We start from the raw sequence: 23,341 nt of genomic DNA, 5'->3' as shown, positions 1-23,341 counted from the left end.
CCGGCCGCATGCTCCGCCCGACCGCTCGCCCGAAGGAACGTCATGCCCTTGACCACCCCTCGCCGCTCGGCGCTCTCCGAGCAGGTCATCTCCGAGCTGCGCAACCAGATCTCGTCCGGCGAGTGGCCGGTGGGCTCCCGCATCCCGACAGAGCCCGAGCTGGTCGAGCAGCTCGGCGTGGCGCGGAACACGGTCCGCGAGGCGGTCCGCGCCCTGGCGCACAACGGCCTGCTCGACATCCGGCAGGGCTCGGGCACCTATGTGGTCGCGACCAGCGAGCTGGCGGGCGTGATGCAGCGCAGGTTCGCCGACGCCAGCCCCCGCCACATCGCGGAGCTGCGCGCCACGCTGGAGTCGAGCGCCGCGAAGCTGGCGGCCGAGCGGCGCACCGAGCGTGACCTGCGCCAGCTCGACACACTCCTTGCGCGCCGCGAGGAGGCGTGGGCGTCGGGCGACGCCGAGGCGTTCGTGGCGGCCGACGCGACGCTGCACCTGGCCGTGGTCGCCGCGTCCCACAACGACGTCATGACGGCCATGTACGCGGACCTGGGCGAGGTCCTGCGCGACTGGCTGCGCGAGGACATCGGCCGCGAGCTGACCCCGGAGTCCCACATGGACCACGGCCGGCTCGTCGAGGCGATCCGCGCGCGGGACGCGGAGGCCGCGGCGGCGGAGGCGGCGAGCTATCCGTACCGGTGCCGCCCGGAACGCCTCGCGGCCGACATCTGACGGCCGTCCGCCCCACCGCTTCCCGGCCTCAGCGCTGGTGGCTGACCCACACCGAGCGGATCTCCTTCCAGCACCGCCCGGTGAGCCGCACGGTCATGGCAGGACCGGCCGCGACCGGATGGCTGTCGCTGTCGACGTCCCACCAGCGGTCGCACTCGATGTGCAGCCGGACCCGGTCGGTCTCGGGGTAGGGGTTGTGGCAGTACGCGACGGCGGTGGACCCCTGGACGCTGCTGCGGCACTCGGCGCCGAACGGCCGGTCGTCGGGCGCCGGTTGCGTCGATTGTGCCGTCTTCACCGGTTGACGGGTCACGGCCCCGCCGGCGCCGTGGGACGCGGCGTCGTAGGGCAGGGCGACCAGGAGGGCGAGGGCGGCGAGCACCGCACCAGGTGACCAGCGCACACTTCAGGGTGCGTGGTCCGGGCCCGCCCCCGCCCGGTCAGGCGGCCGAACGGGCGACGCCCCGCCTCCCGCGCACTGCGGGAAACGGGGCGTCGGCCACGTACAAGGAACACGCATGAACAAGGAAGACGTACGAAAACGTACGAGGACCTGCTCAGGCACCCGTCATGTGGACGTCAGGCACCCATCATGTGGACGCCGCCGTCGACGTGCACGACCTCGCCCGTCGTCTTCGGGAAGAAGTCCGACAGGAGGCCGACGACGCCGCGGCCCGCGGGCTCCGGGTCGGTGAGGTCCCAGCCGATGGGGGCGCGGTGGTTCCACACGTCCGCGAGCTCCTCGAAGCCCGGGATGGACTTGGCGGCCATGGACTTGATCGGGCCGGCCGAGACCATGTTGACGCGGACGTTCCGGCCGCCCAGGTCACGCGCCAGGTAGCGCCCGGTGGACTCGAGGGCGGCCTTGGCGACGCCCATCCAGTCGTACTTCGGCCAGGCGATCGAGCCGTCGAAGGTGATGCCGACGACCGAGCCGCCGCCGCGCTTCTCCATCAGCGGGAGCAGCGCCGTGGTGAGCGACTTCAGGGAGTACGCCGAGACCTGGAGGGCGGTCGAGACGTCCTCCCAGCTGGCCTCCAGGAAGTTGAAGGCGCCCTGCGGACCGAAGGCGATCGAGTGGACGATGCCGTCGATGCCCTCGTCGTCGCCGAAGTACTCGCTGACCTTCCCGGCCAGGGAGTCCAGGTGCTCCTGGTCGGTCACGTCCATCTCGATGACCGTGGTGGGCTTGGGCAGCCGCTTGGCGATGCGCTCCACGAGCGTGACACGGCCGAAGCCGGTGAGGACGACCTCGGCGCCCTGCTCCTGGGCGACCTTGGCCGCGTGGAAGGCGATGGAGCCCTCCGTGAGGACGCCCGTGACAAGGATGCGCTTGCCGTCGAGAATTCCGCTCATGGTGATCAGTGACCCATGCCCAATCCGCCGTCAACCGGGATGACGGCTCCAGTGATGTACGAGGCGTCGTCCGACGCGAGGAACCGCACCGTGGCGGCGATCTCCTCGGGCTTGGCGTAACGGCCGAGCGGCACCTGCGACACGATGCCCGCGCGCTGCTCGTCCGTCAGCACCTGGGTCATGTCCGTGTCGACAAAACCGGGCGCGACGACGTTGAAGGTGAGGTTGCGCGACCCGAGTTCCCGGGCGAGCGAGCGCGCGAAGCCGACCAGGCCCGCCTTGGAGGCGGCGTAGTTCGCCTGGCCGGGCGAGCCGTAGAGGCCGACGACGGAGGAGATGAGGACGACGCGGCCCTTTTTGGCGCGCAGCATGCCGCGGTTGGCCCGCTTCACGACGCGGAAGGTGCCGGTGAGGTTGGTGTCCAGGACGGACGTGAAGTCCTCCTCGGACATGCGCATCAGGAGCTGGTCCTTGGTGATGCCCGCGTTGGCTACCAGGACCTCGACGGCCCCGTGCTTCTCCTCGATCTCCTTGTAGGCCTGCTCCACCATCTCCGGGTCGGTGATGTCGCACCTGACGGCGAGGACGCCGGCCGCGGTGAGGTCCTTGGGCGGCTCACCCGAGCGGTAGGTGATGGCGACCTTGTCGCCGGCGTCGGCGAACGCGCGGGCGATGGCGAGGCCGATGCCCCGGTTTCCTCCAGTGACGAGAACCGAGCGGCTCAACGGATCACCCTTCTCCTTGGCGGTGTGGTCTCCCGAAAACCTATCGGTACCGTGCGCCATACGGAGAATCGGCGACCAACAGTGGCGTAGATGAGTCGCTGTTGGATCCCTACAGAAAGGTGTGGCCTCCGTCCGGTTCGCGCGCCATGATCGGACGGACCGGCGGCAGACACCTGGCAGCACAGGCGACAGCAGGGAGACATTCCGTGCCTCATTCCATCGATGAAGCCTTCACGGCGTTGCCGCTGAGGGCCCTCGCCGACGCCGCGCTGGCCCGCGCGCGGGCGCTTGGCGCCCAGCACGCGGACTTCCGCTTCGAGCGGGTGCGCTACGGGGCCTGGCGACTGCGGGACGCCAGGCCGGCCGCGTCCTCCGACACCACGGACCTGGGCTACGCGGTGCGCGTGGTGCACGGCGGGACGTGGGGCTTCGCCTCGGGCGTGGACCTGACGATGGACGCGGCGGCGCGCGTCGCCTCCCAGGCCGTCGCGATGGCGAAGCTCTCGGCCGAGGTGATCAAGGCGGCGGGGTCGGACGAGCGCGTCGAGCTGGCCGACGAGCCGGTGCACGCGGACCGGACGTGGGTGTCGTCGTACGAGATCGATCCCTTCTCCGTGCCGGACGAGGAGAAGACGGGGCTGCTCGCGGAGTGGAGCGAGCGGCTGCTCGCCGCCGAGGGGGTCGCGCACGTCGACGCCTCACTGCTCACGGTGCACGAGAACAAGTTCTACGCGGACACGGCGGGCACGGTGACCACCCAGCAGCGGGTGCGTCTGCATCCGCAACTGACGGCCGTCGCCGTCGACGAGTCCAGCGGCGAGTTCGACACGATGCGCACCCTCGCGCCGCCCGTCGGCCGCGGCTGGGAGTACCTCACCGGCCCGACCTGGGACTGGGCGGGGGAACTCGCCCGGATTCCGGAGCAGTTGGCGGAAAAGATGCGGGCGCCGAGCGTCGAGCCGGGCCAGTACGACCTCGTCGTCGACCCCTCGAACCTGTGGCTGACGATCCACGAGTCCATCGGCCACGCCACGGAGCTGGACCGCGCGCTCGGCTACGAGGCGGCGTACGCGGGCACCTCGTTCGCGACCTTCGACCAGCTCGGCAAGCTCGCGTACGGCTCCTCACTGATGAACGTGACGGGCGACCGCACGGCCGAGCACGGGCTCGCGACCATCGGGTACGACGACGAGGGCGTGGCCGCGCAGTCCTGGGACCTGGTCAAGGACGGCACCCTCGTCGGCTACCAGCTGGACCGGCGCATCGCGAGGCTCACGGGCTTCGAGCGCTCCAACGGCTGCGCGTACGCGGACTCCCCCGGGCACGTCCCGGTGCAGCGCATGGCGAACGTCTCACTGCAGCCGGATCCCGGCGGGCTCTCCACGGAGGACCTGATCAGCGGCGTCGACCGGGGCATCTATGTGGTCGGCGACCGGTCCTGGTCGATCGACATGCAGCGCTACAACTTCCAGTTCACCGGCCAGCGCTTCTACAAGATCGAGAACGGGCGGCTCGCCGGGCAGCTGCGCGATGTCGCGTACCAGGCGACGACCACCGACTTCTGGGGCTCGATGACGGCGGTCGGCGGCCCGCAGACGTACGTCCTCGGCGGCGCCTTCAACTGCGGCAAGGCCCAGCCGGGCCAGGCCGCGTCCGTCTCGCACGGCTGCCCCTCCGCCCTCTTCAAGGGCGTCAACATCCTCAACACGACGCAGGAGGCCGGGCGATGAGCTCTCGTACGAACGGGACGAACGGCGCGAAGGGCTCGAACGGTACGTCCAAGCCGCACGAGATCGTCGAGCGTGCCCTGGAGCTGTCCACCGCGGACGGCTGCGTGGTGATCGCCGACGAGGAGTCGACGGCGAACCTGCGCTGGGCGGGCAACGCGCTCACCACCAACGGCGTCACCCGCGGCCGCACCCTCACCGTCATCGCCACCGTCGACGGCAAGGAGGGCACCGCCTCCGGCGTCGTCTCGCGCTCCGCGGTGACCGCGGACGACCTGGAGCCGCTGGTGCGGGCCGCTGAGGCCGCGGCGCGCTCGGCCGGGCCCGCGGAGGACGCGCAGCCCCTCGTGACCGGCACCACCGCGTCGCCGGACTTCACGGACGCGCCCGCCGAGACGTCGTCGGCGGTGTTCGCGGACTTCGCGCCCGCGCTCGGCGAGGCCTTCGCCCTCGCGCGGGCGGGCGGGCGCGAGCTGTACGGCTTCGCCAACCACGAGCTGACCTCCAGCTACGTCGGTACGTCGACGGGGCTGCGGCTGCGCCATGACCAGCCGAGCGGCACGCTGGAGCTGAACGCGAAGTCGCCGGACCGCACGCGCTCGGCGTGGGCCGGGCGGGCGACCCGTGACTTCAAGGACGTCGACCCGGGGGCCCTGGACGAGGAGCTGGCGCGGCGCCTGGCCTGGGCGGAGCGGCGGGTGGAGCTGCCGGCCGGGCGGTACGAGACGCTGCTTCCGCCGACCGCCGCCGCGGACCTGCTGATCTACCAGCTGTGGTCGTCGGCCGCGCGGGACGCCGCGGAGGGCCGCACGGTGTTCTCCAAGCCGGGCGGCGGCACCCGCGTCGGCGAGCGGCTCGCGGAGCTGCCGCTGACGCTGCGCAGCGACCCGCACGAGCCGGGCCTGGAGGCGGCGCCCTTCGTGATCGCGCACGCCTCCGGCGACGACGCGTCGAGCTTCGACAACGGCCTGCCGCTCGTGCCCACCGACTGGGTGCGCGACGGTGAGCTGAAGCACCTGATCACGACCCGGCACAGCGCCGCCCTGACCGGCCTGCCGGTGGCCCCGTCGATCGAGAACCTCGTCCTGGAGGGCGGCTCGGACCGCTCCCTGGACGAGATGGTCGCCGCCACCGAGCGTGGCCTGCTGCTCACCTGCCTGTGGTACATCCGCGAGGTCGACCCGGCGACGCTGCTGCTCACGGGCCTGACCCGGGACGGGGTGTATCTGGTCGAGAACGGCGAGGTGGTCGGCGAGGTGAACAACTTCCGGTTCAACGAGTCGCCCGTGGACCTGCTGTCGCGGGCCAGTGAAGCGGGCCGCACGGAGAAGACGCTGTCCCGCGAGTGGAGCGACTACTTCACGAGGACGGCCATGCCCCCGCTGCGCGTGCCGGATTTCAATATGAGTTCGGTCAGCCAGGGCGTATAACCTCGGACACTGCACCCCGAGGTGCACGAACCTCGGACATCGCACCCCCGAGGTGCACGGTCGAAGCACACCCAAGGAGACACGAGACCCGTGACGGACATCGTCGACGAGCTGAAGTGGCGGGGTCTTTTCGCCCTGTCCACCGACGAAGAGGCACTGCGCAAGGCGCTCGCGGACGGTCCCGTCACGTTCTATTGCGGCTTCGACCCGACCGCGGCGAGCCTGCACGTCGGGCATCTGGTGCAGGTCCTGACCGTGCGCCGCCTCCAGCAGGCGGGCCACCGCCCGCTCGCGCTCGTGGGCGGCGCCACGGGCCAGATCGGCGACCCGCGGCCGACCGCGGAGCGCACCCTGAACGACCCGGAGACGGTCGCGAACTGGGTGTCCCGGCTGCGCTCGCAGATCGAGCCGTTCCTGTCCTTCGAGGGCGAGAACGCCGCGGTCATGGTCAACAACCTGGACTGGACCGCGGGCCTCTCCGCGATCGAGTTCCTGCGGGACATCGGCAAGCACTTCCGCGTGAACAAGATGCTCACGAAAGAGTCGGTCGCCCGCCGCCTCGAGTCGCAGGAAGGCATCAGCTACACCGAGTTCAGCTACCAGCTGCTCCAGGGCATGGACTTCCTGGAGCTGTACCGGCGCCACGGCTGCGTGCTGCAGACCGGCGGCTCCGACCAGTGGGGCAACCTCACGGCGGGCATCGATCTGATCCACCGCCTGGAGCCGGAGGCGACGGTGCACGCCGTCGCCACGCCCCTGATGACCAAGGCGGACGGCACCAAGTTCGGCAAGACCGAGGGCGGCGCCGTCTGGCTCGACCCCGAGATGACCACGCCGTACGCGTTCTACCAGTTCTGGCTGAACGTGGATGACCGGGACATCTCGACGTACCTGCGCATTCTCAGCTTCAGGTCCCGCGAGGAGCTCGAGGAGCTGGAGAAGCAGACCGAGGAGCGGCCGCAGGCGCGCGCCGCGCAGCGCGCGCTCGCCGAGGAGCTGACCACGCTGGTGCACGGCGCCGACCAGTGCGCGGCCGTCATCGCCGCGTCGAAGGCGCTGTTCGGCCAGGGCGAGCTGGACGGGCTCGACGAGGCGACGCTCGCGGCGGCGCTCTCCGAGCTGCCGCACGTCCAGGTCGCCGAGCTCGGCCCGGTCGTCGACCTGTTCGCCGAGGTCGGCCTGGTCGCGAGCAAGTCGGCCGCGCGCCGCACGGTCAAGGAGGGCGGCGCCTACGTGAACAACGCGAAGGTCGCCTCCGAGGACGCCGTGCCGGCCCGCGAGGACCTGCTGCACGGGCGCTGGCTGGTGCTGCGCCGCGGCAAGAAGAACCTGGCGGCGGTCGAGGTCACGGCCTGACGGCCGAGGTCAGGACCTGCAGCACACGCATGCGGGAGGGGCCGGTCCGCCCGGACCGGCCCCTCCCCACCGCGACCGCCGTCAGGTCGTCTGTTTCTTCCCCTTGATCATCTTGTACGCGGCGTCGCCGAGGCCCACGACCACCAGCGCCGCCCCCAGCTGGAGGGCATGGCGTCCCCAGTCGATTCCCTTGGTCTCGTCGATGCCGAATCCGGCGGCCATCCAGTTGCCGAGTACGGCGCCGATGATGCCGAAGATGGTCGTCAGCCACAGCGGACTGTGCTGCTTGCCCGGGAGGATCGCCTTGGCGATCAGGCCCAGCACGAATCCCACGATGATCGCCCACAACCAGCCCATAGCTGCCTCCTCAGACGGCTCGACATGAGCATTACGCTCAGTGTCGGCCCATCAGCCATACGGCGCATGTCGGGCACCTCCATACGTGCCGCGGCGCACGCCCCACTGGGAGGTGGACCTGCCCCCGGTCTACGCGTCTGCGCATGCGAGGCGTAACGTTGAAGAGCGTCCAGGCCGGGGAGAGCCTGGCAAAAAGGGCAGGCGGTGGAACGTGATGCGGAAGCACAGCAGCGCCGAGGTTTTCCGGATCACGGGGGCGCGGCAGGGCCTCGCGGAGGACGTGCGCGGGCGGCAGCGGCGGTATGTGATCTCGATGTCGGTCCGAACTGTTTCAGTCATTGCCGCGGCGGCGCTCTGGAACGTCGAGCGGCACGTCGCTGTGGTCGCCCTGGTGCTCGGCATCCTGCTTCCGTACATCGCCGTGGTGATCGCCAACGCCGGTCGGGAGAACGCTCCCTCGCTGCCGTCAACCTTCGTACCGGCACCGTCGCGCCCGATGCTGCCCCCGACGGCGTCCCGCGAACAGGACGCGGAACCCGTCCCGGAAGAGGCGACGGGGGCCACGCACAAGGCGTCGGGCACACCGTCACACAAGCAGAACTGACCGTCGACCTTACGCCAAGCTCAAGAAATGCTCAGATCAATCATGTAGTTCCGGTGCCAGGCGGCCACTTCCCCGTGACATACTTCGTACGCGCTCCGCATCCCCCGTCGGAGCGACAGACCGACGCCGGGCAGCTCCCCCCGTGGCTGCTCGGCGTCGCCTTGTTTGGGATGAATACGTGAGCGACGAAACACCGATCTGTTCCGCCAAGGGCTGCCGCGACGCCGCGGTATGGGTGCTCGCCTGGAACAACCCGAAGATCCACACCCCGGAGCGGCGCAAGACGTGGCTCGCGTGCGACGAACACCGCGAGCATCTGTCCCAATTCCTGGGCGTACGGGGCTTCTTGAAGGACGTCGTGCCGCTCGCGGAGTGGGAGAACCCCGAGCCCTCGGCCGGCTAGCCGCCGATCGCCGACATCGGGCGCTCCGGCTGCAGGAACGACGGATCATCCAGGCCCGAGCCCGCCTTCTTGCCCCACATCGCGAGCTTCCAGATACGGGCGATCTCGTCGTCCGCGCTGTCGTCCGCGCGCAGCGCCGCCCTCAGGTCGGTCTCCTCCGTGGCGAACAGGCAGGTGCGCACTTGGCCGTCGGCGGTGAGGCGGGTGCGGTCGCAGGCGGAGCAGAACGGGCGGGTGACGGAGGCGATCACGCCGACGCGGTGCGGGCCGCCGTCGACGAGCCAGCGCTCGGCTGGGGCGGAGCCGCGCTTCTCGGAGCCCTCCTCGGTGAGCTCGAAGCGGGTGCGCAGCGAGGCCAGGATGTCACCGGCTGTGATCATGCCGTCGCGCTTCCAGCCGTGCTGGGCGTCCAGGGGCATCTGCTCGATGAAGCGCAGTTCGTAGTCGTTCTCGACGGCCCAGGCGAGCAGGTCGGGGGCCTCGTCGTCGTTCAGGCCCGGCATCAGGACCGAGTTGACCTTGACGGGGGTGAGGCCTGCCTCGCGGGCGGCTTCGAGGCCTTCGAGGACGTCGCGGTGGCGGTCGCGGCGGGTGAGGGTCTTGAAGACGTCCGGGCGCAAGGTGTCCAGGGAGACGTTGACCCGGTCCAGGCCCGCCGCCTTCAGGGCCTTGGCGGTGCGCTTGAGGCCGATGCCGTTCGTCGTCAGGGACATCTTGGGGCGCGGCTCCAGGGCGGCGCAGCGCTCGACGATGCCGACCAGGCCCGGGCGGAGCAGCGGCTCACCGCCGGTGAAGCGGACTTCCTCGATGCCGAGCCGGGTCACCGCGATCCGGATGAGGCGGACGATCTCGTCGTCCGTCAGCAGATCCGGCTTGGCCAGCCATTGCAGGCCTTCCTCAGGCATGCAGTACGTGCACCGCAGGTTGCACCGGTCGGTCAATGAGACGCGCAGATCGGTGGCCACTCGGCCGTACGTGTCGATGAGCACGTGGGCCCCCTCCCCGGTCCGGATCGGCAGTGGCGTTGGTACGCCCTTTGACCATGAGCCTACGTGACGGCACTGACATCGAAAGGGCCTGATCCACCAGGAGCGGCGCGGCCGCGTCGTAGAGATCTACGACGATCTCCACGGCGCGGCCGCGTGCGGACCTCCGAGTACCCCGTGTGCCCAGGTCAGTGCGCCCCGGTGCCGGTCAGGGACCGGACCTCCAGCTCCGCGTACTTCTCCTTGTCCGGCTCCTCCTTCGACAGGAGGGTGCCGAGCCAGCCGAGCAGGAAGCCGAGCGGGATCGAGATCAGCCCGGGGTTCTCCAGCGGGAACCACGCGAAGTCCACGTCCGGGAACATCGACGTGGCCTTGCCGGAGACGACCGGCGAGAACAGCACGAGGCCCACGGACGAGGTCAGACCGCCGTAAATGGACCACAGGGCGCCCTGCGTCGTGAACTTCTTCCAGAACAGGCTGTAGAGGATGGTCGGCAGGTTGGCGGAGGCGGCCACCGCGAAGGCGAGGGCGACCAGACCGGCGACGTTCAGGTCGCGGGCGAGCGCGCCCAGCGCGATGGAGACGACACCGATGGCCACCGTGGCCCAGCGGGCGGCGCGTACCTCTTCCTTCTCCGTGGCCTTGCCGCGCCTGATGACGTTGGCGTAGATGTCGTGCGCGAACGACGACGAGGATGCCAGGGTCAGGCCCGCGACCACCGCCAGGATGGTGGCGAAGGCGACCGCGGAGATCACGGCGAGCAGGATCGCGCCGCCCGCGGAGTCGCCGCCGCCGCCGATCTCCAGTGCGGCGAGCGGGGCCGCCGTATTGCCCGCCTTGTTGGAGGCGATGATCTCGCCGGGCTTGAGGAGCGCGGCGGCGCCGAAGCCGAGGACGATCGTCATCAGGTAGAAGGCGCCGATGATGCCGATCGCCCAGTTCACGGACTTACGGGCGACCTGGGCCGTCGGGACGGTGTAGAAGCGGATCAGGATGTGCGGCAGGCCCGCGGTGCCGAGGACCAGGGCGACGCCGAGCGAGATGAAGTCGAGCTTCGAGGTGCTGGTGACGCCGTACTTGAGGCCGGGTTCCAGGAACGCCGAGCCCTTGCCGCTGTTGGAGGCCGCCGTACCGAGCAGGTCGGACAGGTTGAAGTTGAACTTCAGCAGGATCAGGAAAGTGATCAGCAGGGCGCCCGCGATCAGCAGGACGGCCTTCACCATCTGGACCCAGGTGGTGCCCTTCATGCCGCCGATGGTGACGTACACGATCATCAGGACGCCGACGAGGGCGACGATCAGGATCTTGCCCGCGTCGCTGGTGATGCCGAGGAGCAGCGAGACCAGCACGCCCGCGCCCGCCATCTGCGCGAGCAGATAGAAGATCGACACGACGATGGTCGAGGTGCCCGCGGCGGTGCGCACCGGGCGCTGGCGCATGCGGTAGGCGAGGACGTCGCCCATGGTGTAGCGGCCGGAGTTGCGCAGCGGCTCGGCGACGAGCAGCAGCGCCACCAGCCAGGCGACCAGGAAGCCGATGGAGTACAGGAAGCCGTCGTAGCCGAACAGGGCGATGGCGCCCGCGATGCCGAGGAAGGACGCCGCGGACATGTAGTCGCCGGAGACGGCGAGGCCGTTCTGGAAGCCGGTGAACTGCCGCCCGCCGGCGTAGAAGTCGGCGGCACTCTTGGTCTGCCGGCCGGCCCACACGGTGATGATGAGGGTGGCGACGACGAACACGGCGAACAGCGAGATGATCAGCGGGCGGTGCTCGCTGGCCTCGTTCGCGGCCAGGACGGCGCTCTGGGCACTCTGGGCCGAGTGCACGCTCAGGGTACTCACGCGCCGCCCTCCATCCGGGACTTGATCGCTTCTGCCTTGGGGTCGAGCTTGGTGGCGGCGTGCCGGGAGTACCACCAGGCGATGAGGAACGTGGTCAGGAACTGGGCGAGGCCGAACACCAGGGCCACGTTGATGTTGCCGAACAGCTTGGTGTCCATGAAGCCGCCGGCGTAGTTCGACAGCAGGACGTACAGCAGGTACCAGGCGATGAACGCGATGGTGAGCGGGAACGCGAACGAGCGGTGGGCCGTGCGCAGTTCACCGAACTCCGCGCTCTGCTGCACCTCGACGAACTCCTCCGTGGAAGGAGCGTGGGGCGTAGGAGTGTGGGGCGTGGGCTCTGGGCCGCCCTTCGATAGTGGCGGCGGTTCGGTGGCCACGGAGTCTCCTCGTGCTGCGGGGGCGGTGGGGACAGAAGTGGTGCGGTCCATGCGATCGGCGCGCTCTCTGCTCAGGAGTGACACGGATCACGTGGGCCGCGGATGGTGATGCTAAGCCCAGGGGGACGTGATCCGACAGGGGGTTGATATTGGTTCTGTCCACTGTTCAACGTCACGACGGCACGCCCGAAGCGGTCGAACTCCCCGCTTTTCCCGCTTTCTTCAGGAAGCCATTGCTGGCCTGGGAGTTCGGGGGATAGCTTCGCCCTGCACCACTCGTCATGCACCTGCCCGAGCACCAGCAGTGTTCGGGCAGTTCCGTATCCGGATGATGTGGAGATCCCATGGCTCATCTGCGCTCCTCGCGCACATCGCGCTCCAGACGCCTGGCGCTCGCGCTGCCCCTCGGTGTCGCGCTCGCCGCGGCGGTCGGCTTCGCGCCCGGCGCCGCGACCGCCGCCCCGCTGGACGCCCCCGGTGCCACCACCGCGCGGGCCGCCGACACCCCCGCGGCGGGCAAGCTGGCGTACGTCGTCAACACCCGGACGGACGCCAAGACCATAGCCGCCGTGAAGAAGGCGATAGCCAAGGCCGACGGCACGGTCGTCGTCACGTACGCGAAAATAGGCGTGATCGTCGCCCACTCGGCCAATCCGGACTTCGGCAAGCAGCTGCGTGACGTGCGCGGCGTGCACTCCGCAGGCGCCACCCGCACCTCCCCGCTCACGCCGGCCGCCACGACGCAGGAGGGCGCGCCGTCCTTCCTCCCGAAGTCGAAGCAGCGGGCCGCGACGGAGCAGGCCTCCAAGGAGCAGGCCGAGGCCCTCCAGCAGGGGGCCGCTGCGGGCAAGGGCGCCGCCCCGGCCCAGGAGCCGCTCGAGGCCGACCAGTGGGATCTGCGTTCCATAGGCGCCGACAAGGCCGCCAAGATCAACCCGGGCAGCAAGAAGGTCACCGTCGGCGTCATCGACACCGGCGTCGACGACACCCACCCCGATCTCGCGCCCAACTTCTCGGCCTCGCAGTCCGCGAGCTGCGTCGGCGGCAAGGCGGACACCTCCGCCGGCGCCTGGCGTCCGGCGAAGAAGGAGCACTACCACGGCACGCATGTCGCGGGCGAGATAGCCGCCGCCCGCAACGGCGTCGGCGTCGCGGGTGTGGCGCCCGGCGTGCAGGTCGCGGGCATCAAGGTGGCCGACCCGGTCAGCGAGCTGTTCTTCCCGGAGAGCGTCGTGTGCGCCTTCGTGTTCGCCGCCGACCACGGCATCGAGATCACCAACAACAGCTATTACGTGGATCCGTGGCTGTACAACTGCAAGGACGACCCGGACCAGCGGGCCATCCTCGACGCGGTGAACCGGGCCCAGTTGTACGCCCAGAAGAAGGGCACCCTGAACCTCGCCTCCGCGGGCAACTCCAACCACGACCTGGACGCGGACGAGATCGTCGACGACTCCAGCCCCGACGACTCCACGCCGGTGACGCGCACCATCGACCCGAGCGAGTGCCTCGACCTGCCGACCCAGCTCCCGGGCGTCGTCACCGTCAGCGCGACGGGCGTGTTCAACGCCAAGTCCTACTACTCCACGTACGGCAACGGCGTCATCGACGTCGCGGCCCCCGGCGGTGACCGGCGCTACCAGAAGCCGACCGACACCCCCTCCAAGGACGGCGGCATCCTCTCCACGATGCCGGGCGGCGAGTACGCCTGGCTGCAGGGCACGTCCATGGCCTCCCCGCACGCGGCGGGCGTCGCGGCGCTGCTGAAGTCCACGCACCCCAAGGCGGGCCCGGCGCAGCTCCAGTGGCTGCTCAAGCGCCAGGCGGACAACCCCGGCTGCCCGACGAAGCCGTACGACCCGGACGGCGACGGCAAGGTCGACGCGGTCTGCGAGGGCGGCAAGAACAAGAACGGCTTCTACGGCCACGGGATCGTCGACGCGCTCGACGCCGTGAAGAAGTGAGGGACAGCACGATGAACAGTCACTCCACTCACTCCAGGCGCCTCGCGCGGCGCGCGCTCGCCCTCCCGCTCGGTGTCGCCGTCGTGTCGGCGCTCGCCTTCCTGCCGGGCACGGCCTCGGCGCAGCCCGACACTCCCGCGGCTCCGGCGGCCGCGGGCGCCGGGGTCCTCGCCGCCGCCGCGGACGGCTCGACGATGAGTTATGTCGTCAATGTCCGTACCGGTCAGGGCGGTTGGGCGGCCAAGTACGTCAAGAAGGCCATCGCCAAGGCCGGCGGCAAGGTCGTGATCTCGTACGACCGGATCGGTGTCGTCGTCGTCCACTCCGCGAACCCCGACTTCGCGAAGACGATCCGCAAGGTCAAGGGCGTGCAGTCGGCCGGTGCCACGCGCACGGCGCCGCTGTCCGCGCAGACCAGTGACGACATCGACGCGTCGCGACCGCTGTCCGCGAAGGAGGCGAAGGCGGCGAAGGCCGCCGCGGGCCAGGCCGCCGGTGACCAGGACGAGCTGGAGCCGCTGCAGTGGGACCTGCCCGCCATGAAGGCGGACCAGGCCCACAAGGTGTCCCTCGGCAGCCCGAAGGTGACCGTCGGCGTCCTCGACTCCGGCGTCGACGACACGCACCCGGACATCGCGCCGAACTTCGACAAGCGCGCGTCCGCGAGCTGTCTGGGCGGCGTGCCCACGCAGAAGGACAACGCGTGGCGGCCGGTGGCCAAGGAGAGCGACCACGGCATGCACGTGGCGGGCTCCATCGCCGCCGCGAAGAACGGCACCGGTGTCACCGGCGTCGCGCCGGGCGTGAAGGTCGCCAGCCTGAAGGTGGCCGAGCCCGCGACGGGTCTCTACTACACGGAGGCCGTCGTCTGCGGCTTCATGTGGGCGGCCGACCACGGTGTGGACGTCACGAACAGCAGCTACTACACGGACCCGTGGCTGTTCAACTGCCGTACCGACGACGACCAGAAGGCGCTCGTCGACGCGGTCGGGCGCGCCACCCGCTACGCGGAGCGCAAGGGCGCGGTGAACGTCGCCGCGGCCGGCAACGCGGAGACGGACCTCGCCCAGGACGAGATCGTCGACGAGTCGAGCCCGAACGACACGACTCCGGTGAAGCGGACCATCAAGACCGCGGACTGCTTCGACATACCCTCGCAGCTCCCGGGCGTGGTGACCGTGTCCTCCACGGGCGCCAAGCACATCAAGTCGTCGTTCTCGAACTACGGCAAGGGCGTCATCGACAGAGCGGCGCCGGGCGGCGACTCCACGGCGTACCAGAAGCCGCAGCCGCCCGCCACCAGCGGTCTGATCCTGTCGACGCTGCCGGGCAACAAGTTCGGCTACAAGGCCGGTACGTCGATGGCCTCGCCGCACGCCGCGGGCGTGGCCGCGCTCATCAAGTCGTCGCACCCCAAGGCCTCTTCGGCCCGGGTGAAGGCCCTGCTGTACAAGCAGGCCGACGCGATGGCGTGCACCGACCCGTACGACATCGACGGCGACGGCAAGGTCGACGCGGTGTGCGAGGGCGGGAAGAACAAGAACGGCTTCTACGGCGTGGGGATGGCTGACGCGTTGGATGCCGTGCGGAAGTGATGTCTCTTTGAGGTGCGTTGGGGCCGGGCGGTCAGCAGACTGCCCGGCCCCTCGGCGTGCCGGTCCGTGGGGCCCGTGTGCCGGTCCTGGCGCCGGGCCCGGCATAGTGAGTGCATGACGCAATCATCTGTGGGTGTGCGCACCGAGGCGCCCTCCCCGTTGCTCGGTGCCGCTGCCGCCTGGGACGCGCTCGGCGGGGAGCCCGCGCTGCTGTCCCGGCTCTCCCCTGTCGTACGCGAGGACACCCTCCCCGCGAGGCTGCCCGTGCGGGCGCTGGCACGGTCCTGTGTGGGCGTGTGCGCGCTCGCCGCGGCCGAGTTGGCCGCCCTGCGCACCGGGCGGGACGTCCCGCACGCGCGCGTGGACGACGGTTCCGTGGCCGCCGCGTTCACCAGTGAACGGCATCTGCTCGTGAACGGGCGCGCGCCGGTCACGTTCGCGCCCCTGTCGCGGTTCTGGCGCACCGCCGACGGCTGGGTGCGCACGCACGCCAACTACCCGCACCACCGGGCCCGTCTGCTGTCCGCACTGGAGCTCGTTGGCTCCGAGGCATCCGAGGCGTCCGTGGAGTCCGTCGCCGCGCGGCTCGCGGAGCTGTCCGCCGCCGAGGTCGAGGAGTCGGTGTACGCCGCCGGGGGCCTGGCCGTCGCCGTGCGCACGCCGGACGAGTGGGCCGCGCACCCGCAGGGCTCCGCGGTGGCCGGGCTCCCCCTGGTGGGCCGGGAGCGGCTCGGCGGCGAAGCCGCGGCCACGGTGCCGCCCCCGCCACCCCTGCCGCCCCTGCCGTCGTCCGGCGACGCGAGCCCCCTGCTGCCCGCCGCCGGGCTGCGCGTCCTGGACCTCACCCGGGTCATCGCGGGACCGGTCGCGACCCGCACGCTCGCCCTGCTCGGCGCCGACGTGCTGCGCGTCGACCCGCCGCACCTGCCCGAACTCCCCGACCAGCACGCGGACACCGGCTTCGGCAAGCGCTCCACCGCCCTCGACCTCACCGACCACGCGGACCGGCGCGCCTTCGAGGACCTGCTCGCCGGGGCCGACGTGGTGGTGACGGGCTACCGGCCCGGCACGCTCGACCGGTTCGGCCTCTCCCCCGAGGCGCTGGCCGAGCGTCGCCCCGGCCTCGTGGTGGCGCAGCTCTCCGCGTGGGGCACGAGCGGTCCGTGGTCGGGCCGCCGCGGCTTCGACAGCCTGGTGCAGGCGGCGTCCGGCATCGCGGTCGCCGAGGGCGCGCCGGACCGCCCGGGCGCTCTGCCCGCGCAGGCGCTGGACCACGGCACGGGCTATCTTCTGGCCGCGGCGGTCCTGCGGTCGCTCTCCGAGCGGACGGCGGGCGACACGGGCGGCACCCGCCTCGTGCGGCTCGCGCTGGCGCGGACGGCGGCGTGGCTGACGGGGTGGCCCGCCTACGCGGCGGACCCGTGGCTCACCGGGATGGAGGGTCCCCTGGGGCGGATGCGGTACGCCCGTCCGCCGGTGTCCTTCGCCGACGGCCCCGTGAACTGGGAGCACCCGCCGGGCAGTTGGGGCGCGGATGCTCCCGTGTGGCGGTGAGCGGGCCTCTTTGGCCGGAATGACACTCCTCCAGTTGTTTGCCCGGACTTGCCCAGGAGTGGGACGACTGGTGAAGATCTTGTGGTGAGCTCCATACCGTCAGTGGAACCAGGAGGCGAGACGGCAGCCGACCAGGCCGCCGCTTCCCCGCACGCGGCCACCGCCGAGCAGGTGGCCGTCTCCCCGCCCGTGCCCGCCACGCACCGCCGCCCGCCCTCGGGCGGCCGGGCCGTGGCCGTGCTCGTCCTCGTGGTCGTGGCGGCGGTGGTCCCGCTGTTCGGGCCCGCCGCCGTCCTGGACGGCACCGGCGAGGCCGAGGCGCCGGGGACGCCGGGCATCACCTTCCTGCGGACGGTGCTGTTCGCGGCGCTCTGCGTGCAGGCGGGCGAGATCTTCGTACGACGGCTCGCGCGCCGCGTGCCGGGGGCGCCGGCAGCGGTGCCGCCCGGGTGGGGGTGGTGGGCCGCCGCCGCGGGCTGCGTGGCCACGCTCGGTCTCGCCTCCGTCGTGGCCAGCGGCAACCTCGTGCCGCACCAGCTGTCCGACCTGGACGTCGGCGGGCTCTACCAGTCCCGGGACGGGCGCCTCGCGCTCCTGGAGGTCAACGCGTTCGTCGTGGCCGCCCTCTGCGCGCGCTCGCGCCGCCCGGACAGCGCGGTGCTGCCGCTGGCCGCCGTGGTCGTGGCGGAGGCGCTGCGCGCACACCCGCCGACGGAGGACACCCCGCTCGTCGGTTCCGGGCTCACCCTGGTGCACCTGACGTGCGCGGCGCTGTGGGCGGGCGGGCTGCTGTACGCGCTGCGTACGCTGCGGCGCTGGCGAAGGACCGCCCCGGAGGCGGGCATTGCCGTACTGGGCCTCTACGCGCGCGTGGCCGCCGTCCTGTTCGCCGCGATCACCGCGACGGGCGTCCTCAGCACACTGCGCCGCATGCCGCCGGACACCGTGACCGACCAGCTCACGGACACCGCCTACGGCCGCACTCTGCTCGCCAAGGTGCTGCTCGTGGCCGTCGTCGCCGTCCTCGCGCTGCTCGCCCGCCGGCGGCTGAAGCGGTCCGCGGCGACGGGCTCGCTCACCGCGTACGCGCCCGCGCGGGCCGAGGTGGTCGTGCTCGGCGCGGTGGTGGCGGTGTCGGCGCTGCTCACCGCCGTGCCGCTGCCGATCCGCTGGTGAGCACGCCGCGGGTCAGCAGGGTCTGCGCCGCGAGATAGGTCAGCATGATCCAGAAGTCGGGGCGGGGCGCCTGCGGCCAGTCCGCCACGTCCGTGGCGATGAGGGTGTCCGACAGCAGGAACAGGCCGCCGCCCGCCGCGGCCGCGAGGCCGAGGGTGGTCGCGCCGAAGGCCATCGCCGTGAGGAGCAGGCTGTACGCCGCGACCGGGATCCGCATGTCCGGCGGGAGGTCGGGCCACAGCAGCGCCACGGTGACGATCAGGGCGGAGGCGTATGTCCCGATGACGAAGGACGCCCGGGGGCGGGCCGTGTTGTCGCGCTCCGCGTGCCGGCGGAACAGCGCCAGGTAGCAGACGTGGCCCACGGCGAAGGCGCCCATGCCCGCCAGGAAGGCGGGGTCGGCGTTGGCCAGGAGGAGGGTGTCGCCTGCCCAGCCGCAGAGGAGCGCGGCGGTCAGGAGGCGGGGGCCTTGCCTGAAGGTCACGTATGCCGCCAGCAGGGGCATGAGCAGCGGCTTGAGGACGACGTGGCCTGCGTCGGCCCCGGCCGCGAGGCTGGCGAGGTCGCCGGCCGCCGCGAGGCCGAACGCCACCAGCGCCAGGGTGCCGTAGCGGTGCCTCATGGGCGTAGTCGTATCGGTGGTCGGAACCGTGGGCTCTACTTGGGACGGGAGCCACCCTGCGGCACGATTGCCCACAGCGGTAGGAGCGGGAAGAGGCGGCTCGGCGCCCGCAGCGGGAGCGGGAGAGGCAGCCGTCGGCTCGCTGCCCGCAGTGGGGGGCGTCATGCTGCTCGCTCCGGTGTCTGCTGTTCCAGCTCCACCACCGTGGAGGGAACCGGCTGCCAGCCCGGTCCGCGGAACAGCCTTCCCGCGCGTTCGCTCCAAGTGGAGGCCCCCTTCAGCTCCTTGGCGATTGCCGCGTACTCGTGGGTGGCTACGCGCAGGGGGTTGTAGGTGTGGATGTTCTTCGTCAGGCCGTACACGGGGCGGTCCGTCTCGGGGACCCAGGAGCCGAACATCCGGTCCCAGATGATGAGGATGCCGCCGAAGTTGCGGTCCAGGTAGCCGCCCTGGGAGGCGTGGTGGACGCGGTGGTGGGAGGGGGTGTTGAAGACGTACTCGATGGGGCGGGGCAGCTTGCCGATGCGTTCGGTGTGGATCCAGAACTGGTAGACGAGGTTCGTCGCGGAGCAGAAGGCGAGCGCGGCCGGGTGCACGCCGCAGGCGATGAGGGGCAGGTAGAACGGCCACACCGTCAGGCTGGTCCAGGGCTGGCGCAGCGCGGTGGTGAGGTTGAACTTCTGGCTGGAGTGGTGCACCACGTGGCAGGCCCACAGGATGCGGATCACGTGGTGGCCGCGGTGCGACCAGTAGTAGAAGAAGTCCTGCGCGAGCAGCATCAGCGGGACCGTCCACCACAGGACGGGCACGTGCAGCGGTGTCACCGTGTACAGCGCGGTGTAGATCGCGACGATGGGGATCTTCCAGAGGAAGTCGAAGACGAGGCTGCCGAGCCCCATGGTGATGCTGGTGGCGGCGTCCTTGGTCTCGTACCCGGCGGCGTCCTCGTCGGGGTGGACCCGGTGGCTGATGATCTCGATGACCGTGAGCAGCACGAACGCGGGGATGGACCACAGCACGACATCGGGCAGGTTCGGGGACATGCGTGCACCGTAGAACGGCCGTTGAGCCGCCGCTAGGGGTTGTTACTGCTAAGTATTACCGCGGGTACGGCCCCGGTTTTTGGCGATCTCCACCAATGCGGGGCGTGGGCCCGGGCCGCCGCGTCACACCCCGGCCGCGCCCAGCAGCGCCCCCGCCCCGTACGTCACCGCCATCGCCAGCGCCCCGCCCGCCATGTTCCGCACGACGGCGGGCCGCACCGCTGCCGCGCCGAGCCGGGCGCTGCTGAAGCCGGTCAGGGCGAGGGCGCCGAGGACCGAGAGGACGGTGACGCCGAGGCGCCAGGAGGCGGGCGGCAGGACGATGGCGAGCAGCGGGAGCAGCGCGCCCGCGGTGAAGGCGAGGAAGCTCGCCCACGCGGCGTGCCAGGGGTTGGTGAGTTCGTCGGGGTCGATGCCGAGCTCCACGCGCGCGTGGGCGCGCAGGGCGTCGCGTTCGGTGAGCTGTTCGGCGGCCTCGCGGGCCACGTCGCGGCTGAGGCCGCGCGCGGCGAGCATGTCGGTCAGCTCGGCGAGTTCGGCCTGCGGCTGCTCGCGCAGTTCGCGCTTCTCCGTGGCCAGGGCGGCCTTCTCCGAGTCGCGCTGGGTGGACACGGAGACGTACTCGCCCGCGGCCATCGACATGGAACCGGCGAGCAGCCCCGCGAGGCCCGCCGTCAGGATGGTGCCGCGCTCGCTCGTGGCGCCCGCGACGCCGACGACGAGGCCCGCGGTGGACACGATGCCGTCGTTGGCGCCGAGGACGGCGGCCCGCAGCCAGTTGAGCCGGGTGCCGAGCGCGCCGCCGTGCGGCTCGTCGTGGTCGGGTGCGGTGGTACCGCCCTCGCCGGGTGCCTGATCGCTCACCCGGGGAGGGTCTCACCCGCGCGGCCACGCACGGGGCAGCGGCGCACCGGTGCCAGCCACCCCGGCCGCCCCGGTCACCACACCCGCGCCCCTCCCCCCGGCGCGAACACCGGGCTCGTCGCCCCGGCCGGCGGTTCCTTCAGGGGTTCGGCGATCTCCCCGACGGTGGGCCCCACCCGCGCCGCGATCGCGTCCAGGCGCCGCAGGTCGAACCCGTACACCCGGGCCGCGTTGCCGCCCACCATCGCCGCGACCTCGGCCGCGGGCAGGCCCGCGTAGGCGGTGCGCAGGCCCTCGCGCGAGTAGGGGTGGGTGCCCTCGTCGTGCGGGTAGTCGCTGCCCCACATGATCTTGTCGAGGCCCACGCGGTCGCGCAGGGCCGCCTCGTGCGGTCGCATGAAGCTGGCGCCCACGTAGCAGTTGTCCCGCCACACCTCGGAGGGTCCCTTGCCCATGGCCTCGGCGAGACCGGCGCCGAACTTGGACTCGGCGGTGTCCCGGCGCGAGACGGCCGCGACGAGCCGGCCGTGGTAGTAGTCCAGCATGGCGAGCACGCCCGGGATCCAGCCGGAGCCCTGCTCGGTGAGGACCAGCTTCAGCTCCGGGTGGCGCCGGAACGCGCCGCCGAACATCAGGTGCCACAGCGCCCGGTGCGAGAACCACGTCGTCTCCACCATGAACACCGCGCGCGCGGCGGGCTCTTCGCCGAGCGGCGGCGAGGCCGAACCGGCGTGGTGGTTCACCGGCACGCCCAGCTCCGCGCAGACGGCCCAGAGCGGATCGTACGTCTGCGAGTACAGCTCGGGCAGCCCCGACCCCGGCGGCGTACCGGGGATGAGCACCCCGCCGGTGAGCCCCGCGCCGACCGACCGGCGGATCTCCTCGACGGCCTCGTCGACGTCGTTGAGGAGGATCTGGAAGACGCCCGCCCTGCGTCCGGGCGCCGCCGCGCAGAAGTCGGCGAGCCAGCGGTTGTGCGCGCGCAGGCCCGCCCAGCGCTGCTCGTACTCCTCGCGGGTCGGCGCCGGGGCCATCAGGGACGCCGACGGGAAGAACGGCGGGATGGTGTTCGGGAAGACGACCTCGGCGACGATGCCGTCCGCCTCCAGTTCGGCGACGCGGCGGTCCGAATTCCAGTTGCGGTCGGCGGTGTCGGCGAGCAGGTCCTCGTACGGATTGACGTAGGTGGCCGCCCAGGCGTCGAAGGCGTCGTGGTGGCGCTTCTCCAGGTACGGCTTGTAGTCGAGCAGGTCGGCGCCGGCGTGGCAGTCGGCGGAGATGACGGTGTAGCGGTCGGTCGCCGCGTAGGTCCTTGGGTACGTCATGGGGTCACCCCGAGCGTCGGGAAGTCGTGGTCGGTCAGCCAGTGGCGGCCCACCTCGCGCGAGCGCGCCCAGGACGCCTCCACAGCCTCCTGGTCGTCCGCCTGGCCGAGTTCGACGGGGGTTGGGCCGATGCGGCGGGCCAGCGAGGTCAGCTGCGCCACGTCGAAGCCGAAGACCTCGGCGGCGGCCAGGCCCAGCATGCGGCGGGTCTCCGCCACGGGGATGTCGTGGAAGGCTTTCGCGAGCCACGCGCGCGTGTCGGGCCAAGTGCCCTCGGGGTGCGGGAAGTCACTGCCCCACAGGATGTTGTCGACGCCGATCTCGTAGCGCTGGGCCAGCTCACGGCGCTTGGTGTTGGTCGCGCAGACGAAGATCTGCCGGTCCAGGTACTCGTGCGGCGGGCGCTTCAGCTCGGCGAACGGCGACAGCTTCTTGCCGCCGTGCGCGCCCAGGTAGAGGCGGTCCATGAACCACAGCAGGTTCGGCAGCCACCAGCAGCCCGACTCCGCGACACCGAATTTCAGCCCCGGGTGCCGCTCGAAGACCCCGGACCACAGCAGGAACCACAGAGGGCGTGCGGGCCACCACGTCACTTCGGAGACGTAGATCCCGAGATGGTCGCCGTACTCCTCGCGGGGCGCCGCCCCGGAGTGCGTGAGCACGGGCATCGCGCACTCGGCGGCCGCGGCCCACACGGGGTCGTAACGCCGGTCGTGGTAGGGCGCCTTGTCGACCCACATGGAGGGGATCATCAGGGCACCGAGGCCCGACTCCTTGGCGCGGTGCACCTCCGCGACGACCCGGTCGACGTCCCCGGTGACGGGCAACAGGGCGACACCGCAGTGCCGTTCGGGATGCTGGGACACGAAGTCGGCGAGCCACCGGTTGTGCGCCTGCGCGCCCGCCATGCCGAGCTCGGGATCCTGGTCTCCGGAGAGGCCGAGTCCCACTCCGAAGGGGGCGGCCGTCTGAGAGTCCACGGCGTCGGCGTCCGGGAAGACGACCTCGGCCGCCACCCCGTCGCCGTCCAGTTCCTTCAGCCGCTGCCCGGCGTCCCAGCCGCCCTTCAGGCCCTCCTCGTTGTCGCTGAACCACTTGGCGGCGAAGGCCTCGTTGCGGATGCCGAGCCGGGTCATCTCCTCGCGGCGCCGCTCGCGCCCGGCGAGGAAGTCGTCGAAGTCCCGGTGGAACCGGGCGTCCAGATAGGGCCGGTACTCCTCGGTGGGCAGGCCGGCATGGCAGTCGGAGGAGATGATCACGTACGGGTCGTGCTGAGCCGTGTCGTGCTGAGCCGTCATCGTCAA

General features: G+C 71.3%; 22 protein-coding genes. 10 read left to right on the top strand and 12 right to left on the bottom strand.

What is annotated here, in order from left to right:
* The first annotated feature begins 42 nt into the window (after nucleotides 1-42).
* Nucleotides 43-729: a FadR/GntR family transcriptional regulator gene (locus AC0KTA_RS30100; protein WP_481051356.1), complete on the top strand. Its 687-nt coding sequence runs from the start codon at nucleotides 43-45 to the stop codon at nucleotides 727-729.
* A gap of 28 nt (nucleotides 730-757) precedes the next feature.
* On the opposite strand, the gene AC0KTA_RS30095 is transcribed toward AC0KTA_RS30100, so the two are convergent.
* From AC0KTA_RS30095 to fabG, 3 genes are all read right to left on the bottom strand, one after another.
* Complete coding sequence (locus AC0KTA_RS30095; protein ID WP_481051355.1) at nucleotides 758-1,132, bottom strand: hypothetical protein; 375 nt, start codon at nucleotides 1,130-1,132, stop codon at nucleotides 758-760.
* A gap of 176 nt (nucleotides 1,133-1,308) precedes the next feature.
* Nucleotides 1,309-2,085, bottom strand: a complete 777-nt coding sequence (gene fabI, locus AC0KTA_RS30090) for an enoyl-ACP reductase FabI (RefSeq protein WP_481051354.1) — start codon at nucleotides 2,083-2,085, stop codon at nucleotides 1,309-1,311.
* Between the two features lie 5 nt (nucleotides 2,086-2,090).
* Complete coding sequence (gene fabG, locus AC0KTA_RS30085; RefSeq protein WP_481051353.1) at nucleotides 2,091-2,810, bottom strand: 3-oxoacyl-[acyl-carrier-protein] reductase; 720 nt, start codon at nucleotides 2,808-2,810, stop codon at nucleotides 2,091-2,093.
* A gap of 206 nt (nucleotides 2,811-3,016) precedes the next feature.
* Between fabG and AC0KTA_RS30080 the strand changes: the two genes are divergently transcribed.
* The 3 genes from AC0KTA_RS30080 to tyrS all read left to right on the top strand — a co-directional run bounded on the left by AC0KTA_RS30080 (nucleotide 3,017) and on the right by tyrS (nucleotide 7,323).
* A complete protein-coding gene (locus AC0KTA_RS30080; RefSeq protein ID WP_481051352.1) occupies nucleotides 3,017-4,540 on the top strand; it encodes a TldD/PmbA family protein in 1,524 nt (507 codons plus the stop codon).
* Nucleotides 4,537-5,967 carry a metallopeptidase TldD-related protein gene (locus AC0KTA_RS30075; protein WP_481051351.1) on the top strand — a complete coding sequence of 477 codons (1,431 nt, stop codon included), beginning with the start codon at nucleotides 4,537-4,539 and terminating at the stop codon, nucleotides 5,965-5,967. Before AC0KTA_RS30080 ends, AC0KTA_RS30075 begins: the two co-directional genes overlap by 4 nt.
* A 90-nt stretch (nucleotides 5,968-6,057) precedes the next feature.
* On the top strand, nucleotides 6,058-7,323 hold the full coding sequence (tyrS, locus tag AC0KTA_RS30070; RefSeq protein WP_481051350.1) for a tyrosine--tRNA ligase: 1,266 nt from the start codon (nucleotides 6,058-6,060) through the stop codon (nucleotides 7,321-7,323).
* Between the two features lie 81 nt (nucleotides 7,324-7,404).
* Here the strand turns inward: tyrS and AC0KTA_RS30065 are convergent, their stop codons facing one another.
* A complete protein-coding gene (locus AC0KTA_RS30065; protein WP_481051349.1) occupies nucleotides 7,405-7,680 on the bottom strand; it encodes a GlsB/YeaQ/YmgE family stress response membrane protein in 276 nt (91 codons plus the stop codon).
* Between the two features lie 214 nt (nucleotides 7,681-7,894).
* On the opposite strand from AC0KTA_RS30065, the gene AC0KTA_RS30060 reads away from it, so the two are divergent.
* The gene (locus AC0KTA_RS30060; protein WP_481051348.1) at nucleotides 7,895-8,284 is read left to right on the top strand and encodes a DUF3099 domain-containing protein; all 390 of its coding nucleotides are present in this window, start codon (nucleotides 7,895-7,897) and stop codon (nucleotides 8,282-8,284) included.
* A 178-nt stretch (nucleotides 8,285-8,462) separates the two neighbouring features.
* Nucleotides 8,463-8,687: a hypothetical protein gene (locus AC0KTA_RS30055; protein WP_481051347.1), complete on the top strand. Its 225-nt coding sequence runs from the start codon at nucleotides 8,463-8,465 to the stop codon at nucleotides 8,685-8,687.
* On the opposite strand, the gene moaA is transcribed toward AC0KTA_RS30055, so the two are convergent.
* The 3 genes from moaA to AC0KTA_RS30040 form a co-directional block, all read right to left on the bottom strand.
* Nucleotides 8,684-9,676, bottom strand: a complete 993-nt coding sequence (moaA, locus tag AC0KTA_RS30050; RefSeq protein WP_481051346.1) for a GTP 3',8-cyclase MoaA — start codon at nucleotides 9,674-9,676, stop codon at nucleotides 8,684-8,686. The two genes, AC0KTA_RS30055 and moaA, sit on opposite strands and share 4 nt — an antisense overlap.
* Nucleotides 9,677-9,861: 185 nt before the next feature.
* Nucleotides 9,862-11,499: a solute symporter family protein gene (locus tag AC0KTA_RS30045; protein WP_481056611.1), complete on the bottom strand. Its 1,638-nt coding sequence runs from the start codon at nucleotides 11,497-11,499 to the stop codon at nucleotides 9,862-9,864.
* Nucleotides 11,500-11,510: 11 nt separating this feature from the next.
* Nucleotides 11,511-11,894, bottom strand: coding sequence for a DUF485 domain-containing protein (locus tag AC0KTA_RS30040; protein WP_481051345.1), 384 nt, complete (start codon nucleotides 11,892-11,894; stop codon nucleotides 11,511-11,513).
* Between the two features lie 344 nt (nucleotides 11,895-12,238).
* On the opposite strand from AC0KTA_RS30040, the gene AC0KTA_RS30035 reads away from it, so the two are divergent.
* From AC0KTA_RS30035 to AC0KTA_RS30020, 4 genes are all read left to right on the top strand, one after another.
* The gene (locus AC0KTA_RS30035) at nucleotides 12,239-13,858 is read left to right on the top strand and encodes a S8 family peptidase (RefSeq protein WP_481051344.1); all 1,620 of its coding nucleotides are present in this window, start codon (nucleotides 12,239-12,241) and stop codon (nucleotides 13,856-13,858) included.
* 11 nt (nucleotides 13,859-13,869) lie between these two features.
* Nucleotides 13,870-15,453 carry a S8 family peptidase gene (locus AC0KTA_RS30030; RefSeq protein ID WP_481051343.1) on the top strand — a complete coding sequence of 528 codons (1,584 nt, stop codon included), beginning with the start codon at nucleotides 13,870-13,872 and terminating at the stop codon, nucleotides 15,451-15,453.
* Nucleotides 15,454-15,567: 114 nt separating this feature from the next.
* Complete coding sequence (locus tag AC0KTA_RS30025) at nucleotides 15,568-17,007, top strand: CoA transferase (protein WP_481051342.1); 1,440 nt, start codon at nucleotides 15,568-15,570, stop codon at nucleotides 17,005-17,007.
* 171 nt (nucleotides 17,008-17,178) lie between these two features.
* Complete coding sequence (locus tag AC0KTA_RS30020; RefSeq protein WP_481056610.1) at nucleotides 17,179-18,183, top strand: CopD family protein; 1,005 nt, start codon at nucleotides 17,179-17,181, stop codon at nucleotides 18,181-18,183.
* Here the strand turns inward: AC0KTA_RS30020 and AC0KTA_RS30015 are convergent.
* The 5 genes from AC0KTA_RS30015 to AC0KTA_RS29995 all read right to left on the bottom strand — a co-directional run bounded on the left by AC0KTA_RS30015 (nucleotide 18,152) and on the right by AC0KTA_RS29995 (nucleotide 23,335).
* Nucleotides 18,152-18,805 (bottom strand): lysoplasmalogenase, encoded by a 654-nt coding sequence (locus tag AC0KTA_RS30015; RefSeq protein WP_481051341.1) that lies wholly within the window; start codon nucleotides 18,803-18,805, stop codon nucleotides 18,152-18,154. The two genes, AC0KTA_RS30020 and AC0KTA_RS30015, sit on opposite strands and share 32 nt — an antisense overlap.
* 161 nt (nucleotides 18,806-18,966) lie before the next feature.
* Complete coding sequence (locus AC0KTA_RS30010; RefSeq protein WP_481051340.1) at nucleotides 18,967-19,848, bottom strand: sterol desaturase family protein; 882 nt, start codon at nucleotides 19,846-19,848, stop codon at nucleotides 18,967-18,969.
* Between the two features lie 123 nt (nucleotides 19,849-19,971).
* Nucleotides 19,972-20,712: a VIT1/CCC1 transporter family protein gene (locus AC0KTA_RS30005; RefSeq protein WP_481051339.1), complete on the bottom strand. Its 741-nt coding sequence runs from the start codon at nucleotides 20,710-20,712 to the stop codon at nucleotides 19,972-19,974.
* A gap of 74 nt (nucleotides 20,713-20,786) precedes the next feature.
* Nucleotides 20,787-22,037, bottom strand: coding sequence for an amidohydrolase family protein (locus AC0KTA_RS30000; RefSeq protein WP_481051338.1), 1,251 nt, complete (start codon nucleotides 22,035-22,037; stop codon nucleotides 20,787-20,789).
* Nucleotides 22,034-23,335 (bottom strand): amidohydrolase family protein, encoded by a 1,302-nt coding sequence (locus tag AC0KTA_RS29995; RefSeq protein ID WP_481051337.1) that lies wholly within the window; start codon nucleotides 23,333-23,335, stop codon nucleotides 22,034-22,036. Before AC0KTA_RS29995 ends, AC0KTA_RS30000 begins: the two co-directional genes overlap by 4 nt.
* Between the last annotated feature and the right edge of the window lie 6 nt (nucleotides 23,336-23,341).

Source organism: Streptomyces sp. Y309 (assembly GCF_056712025.1).
The sequence above is the reverse complement of the archived record's forward strand: the minus strand, read 5'-3'. Positions and strand labels throughout refer to the sequence as shown.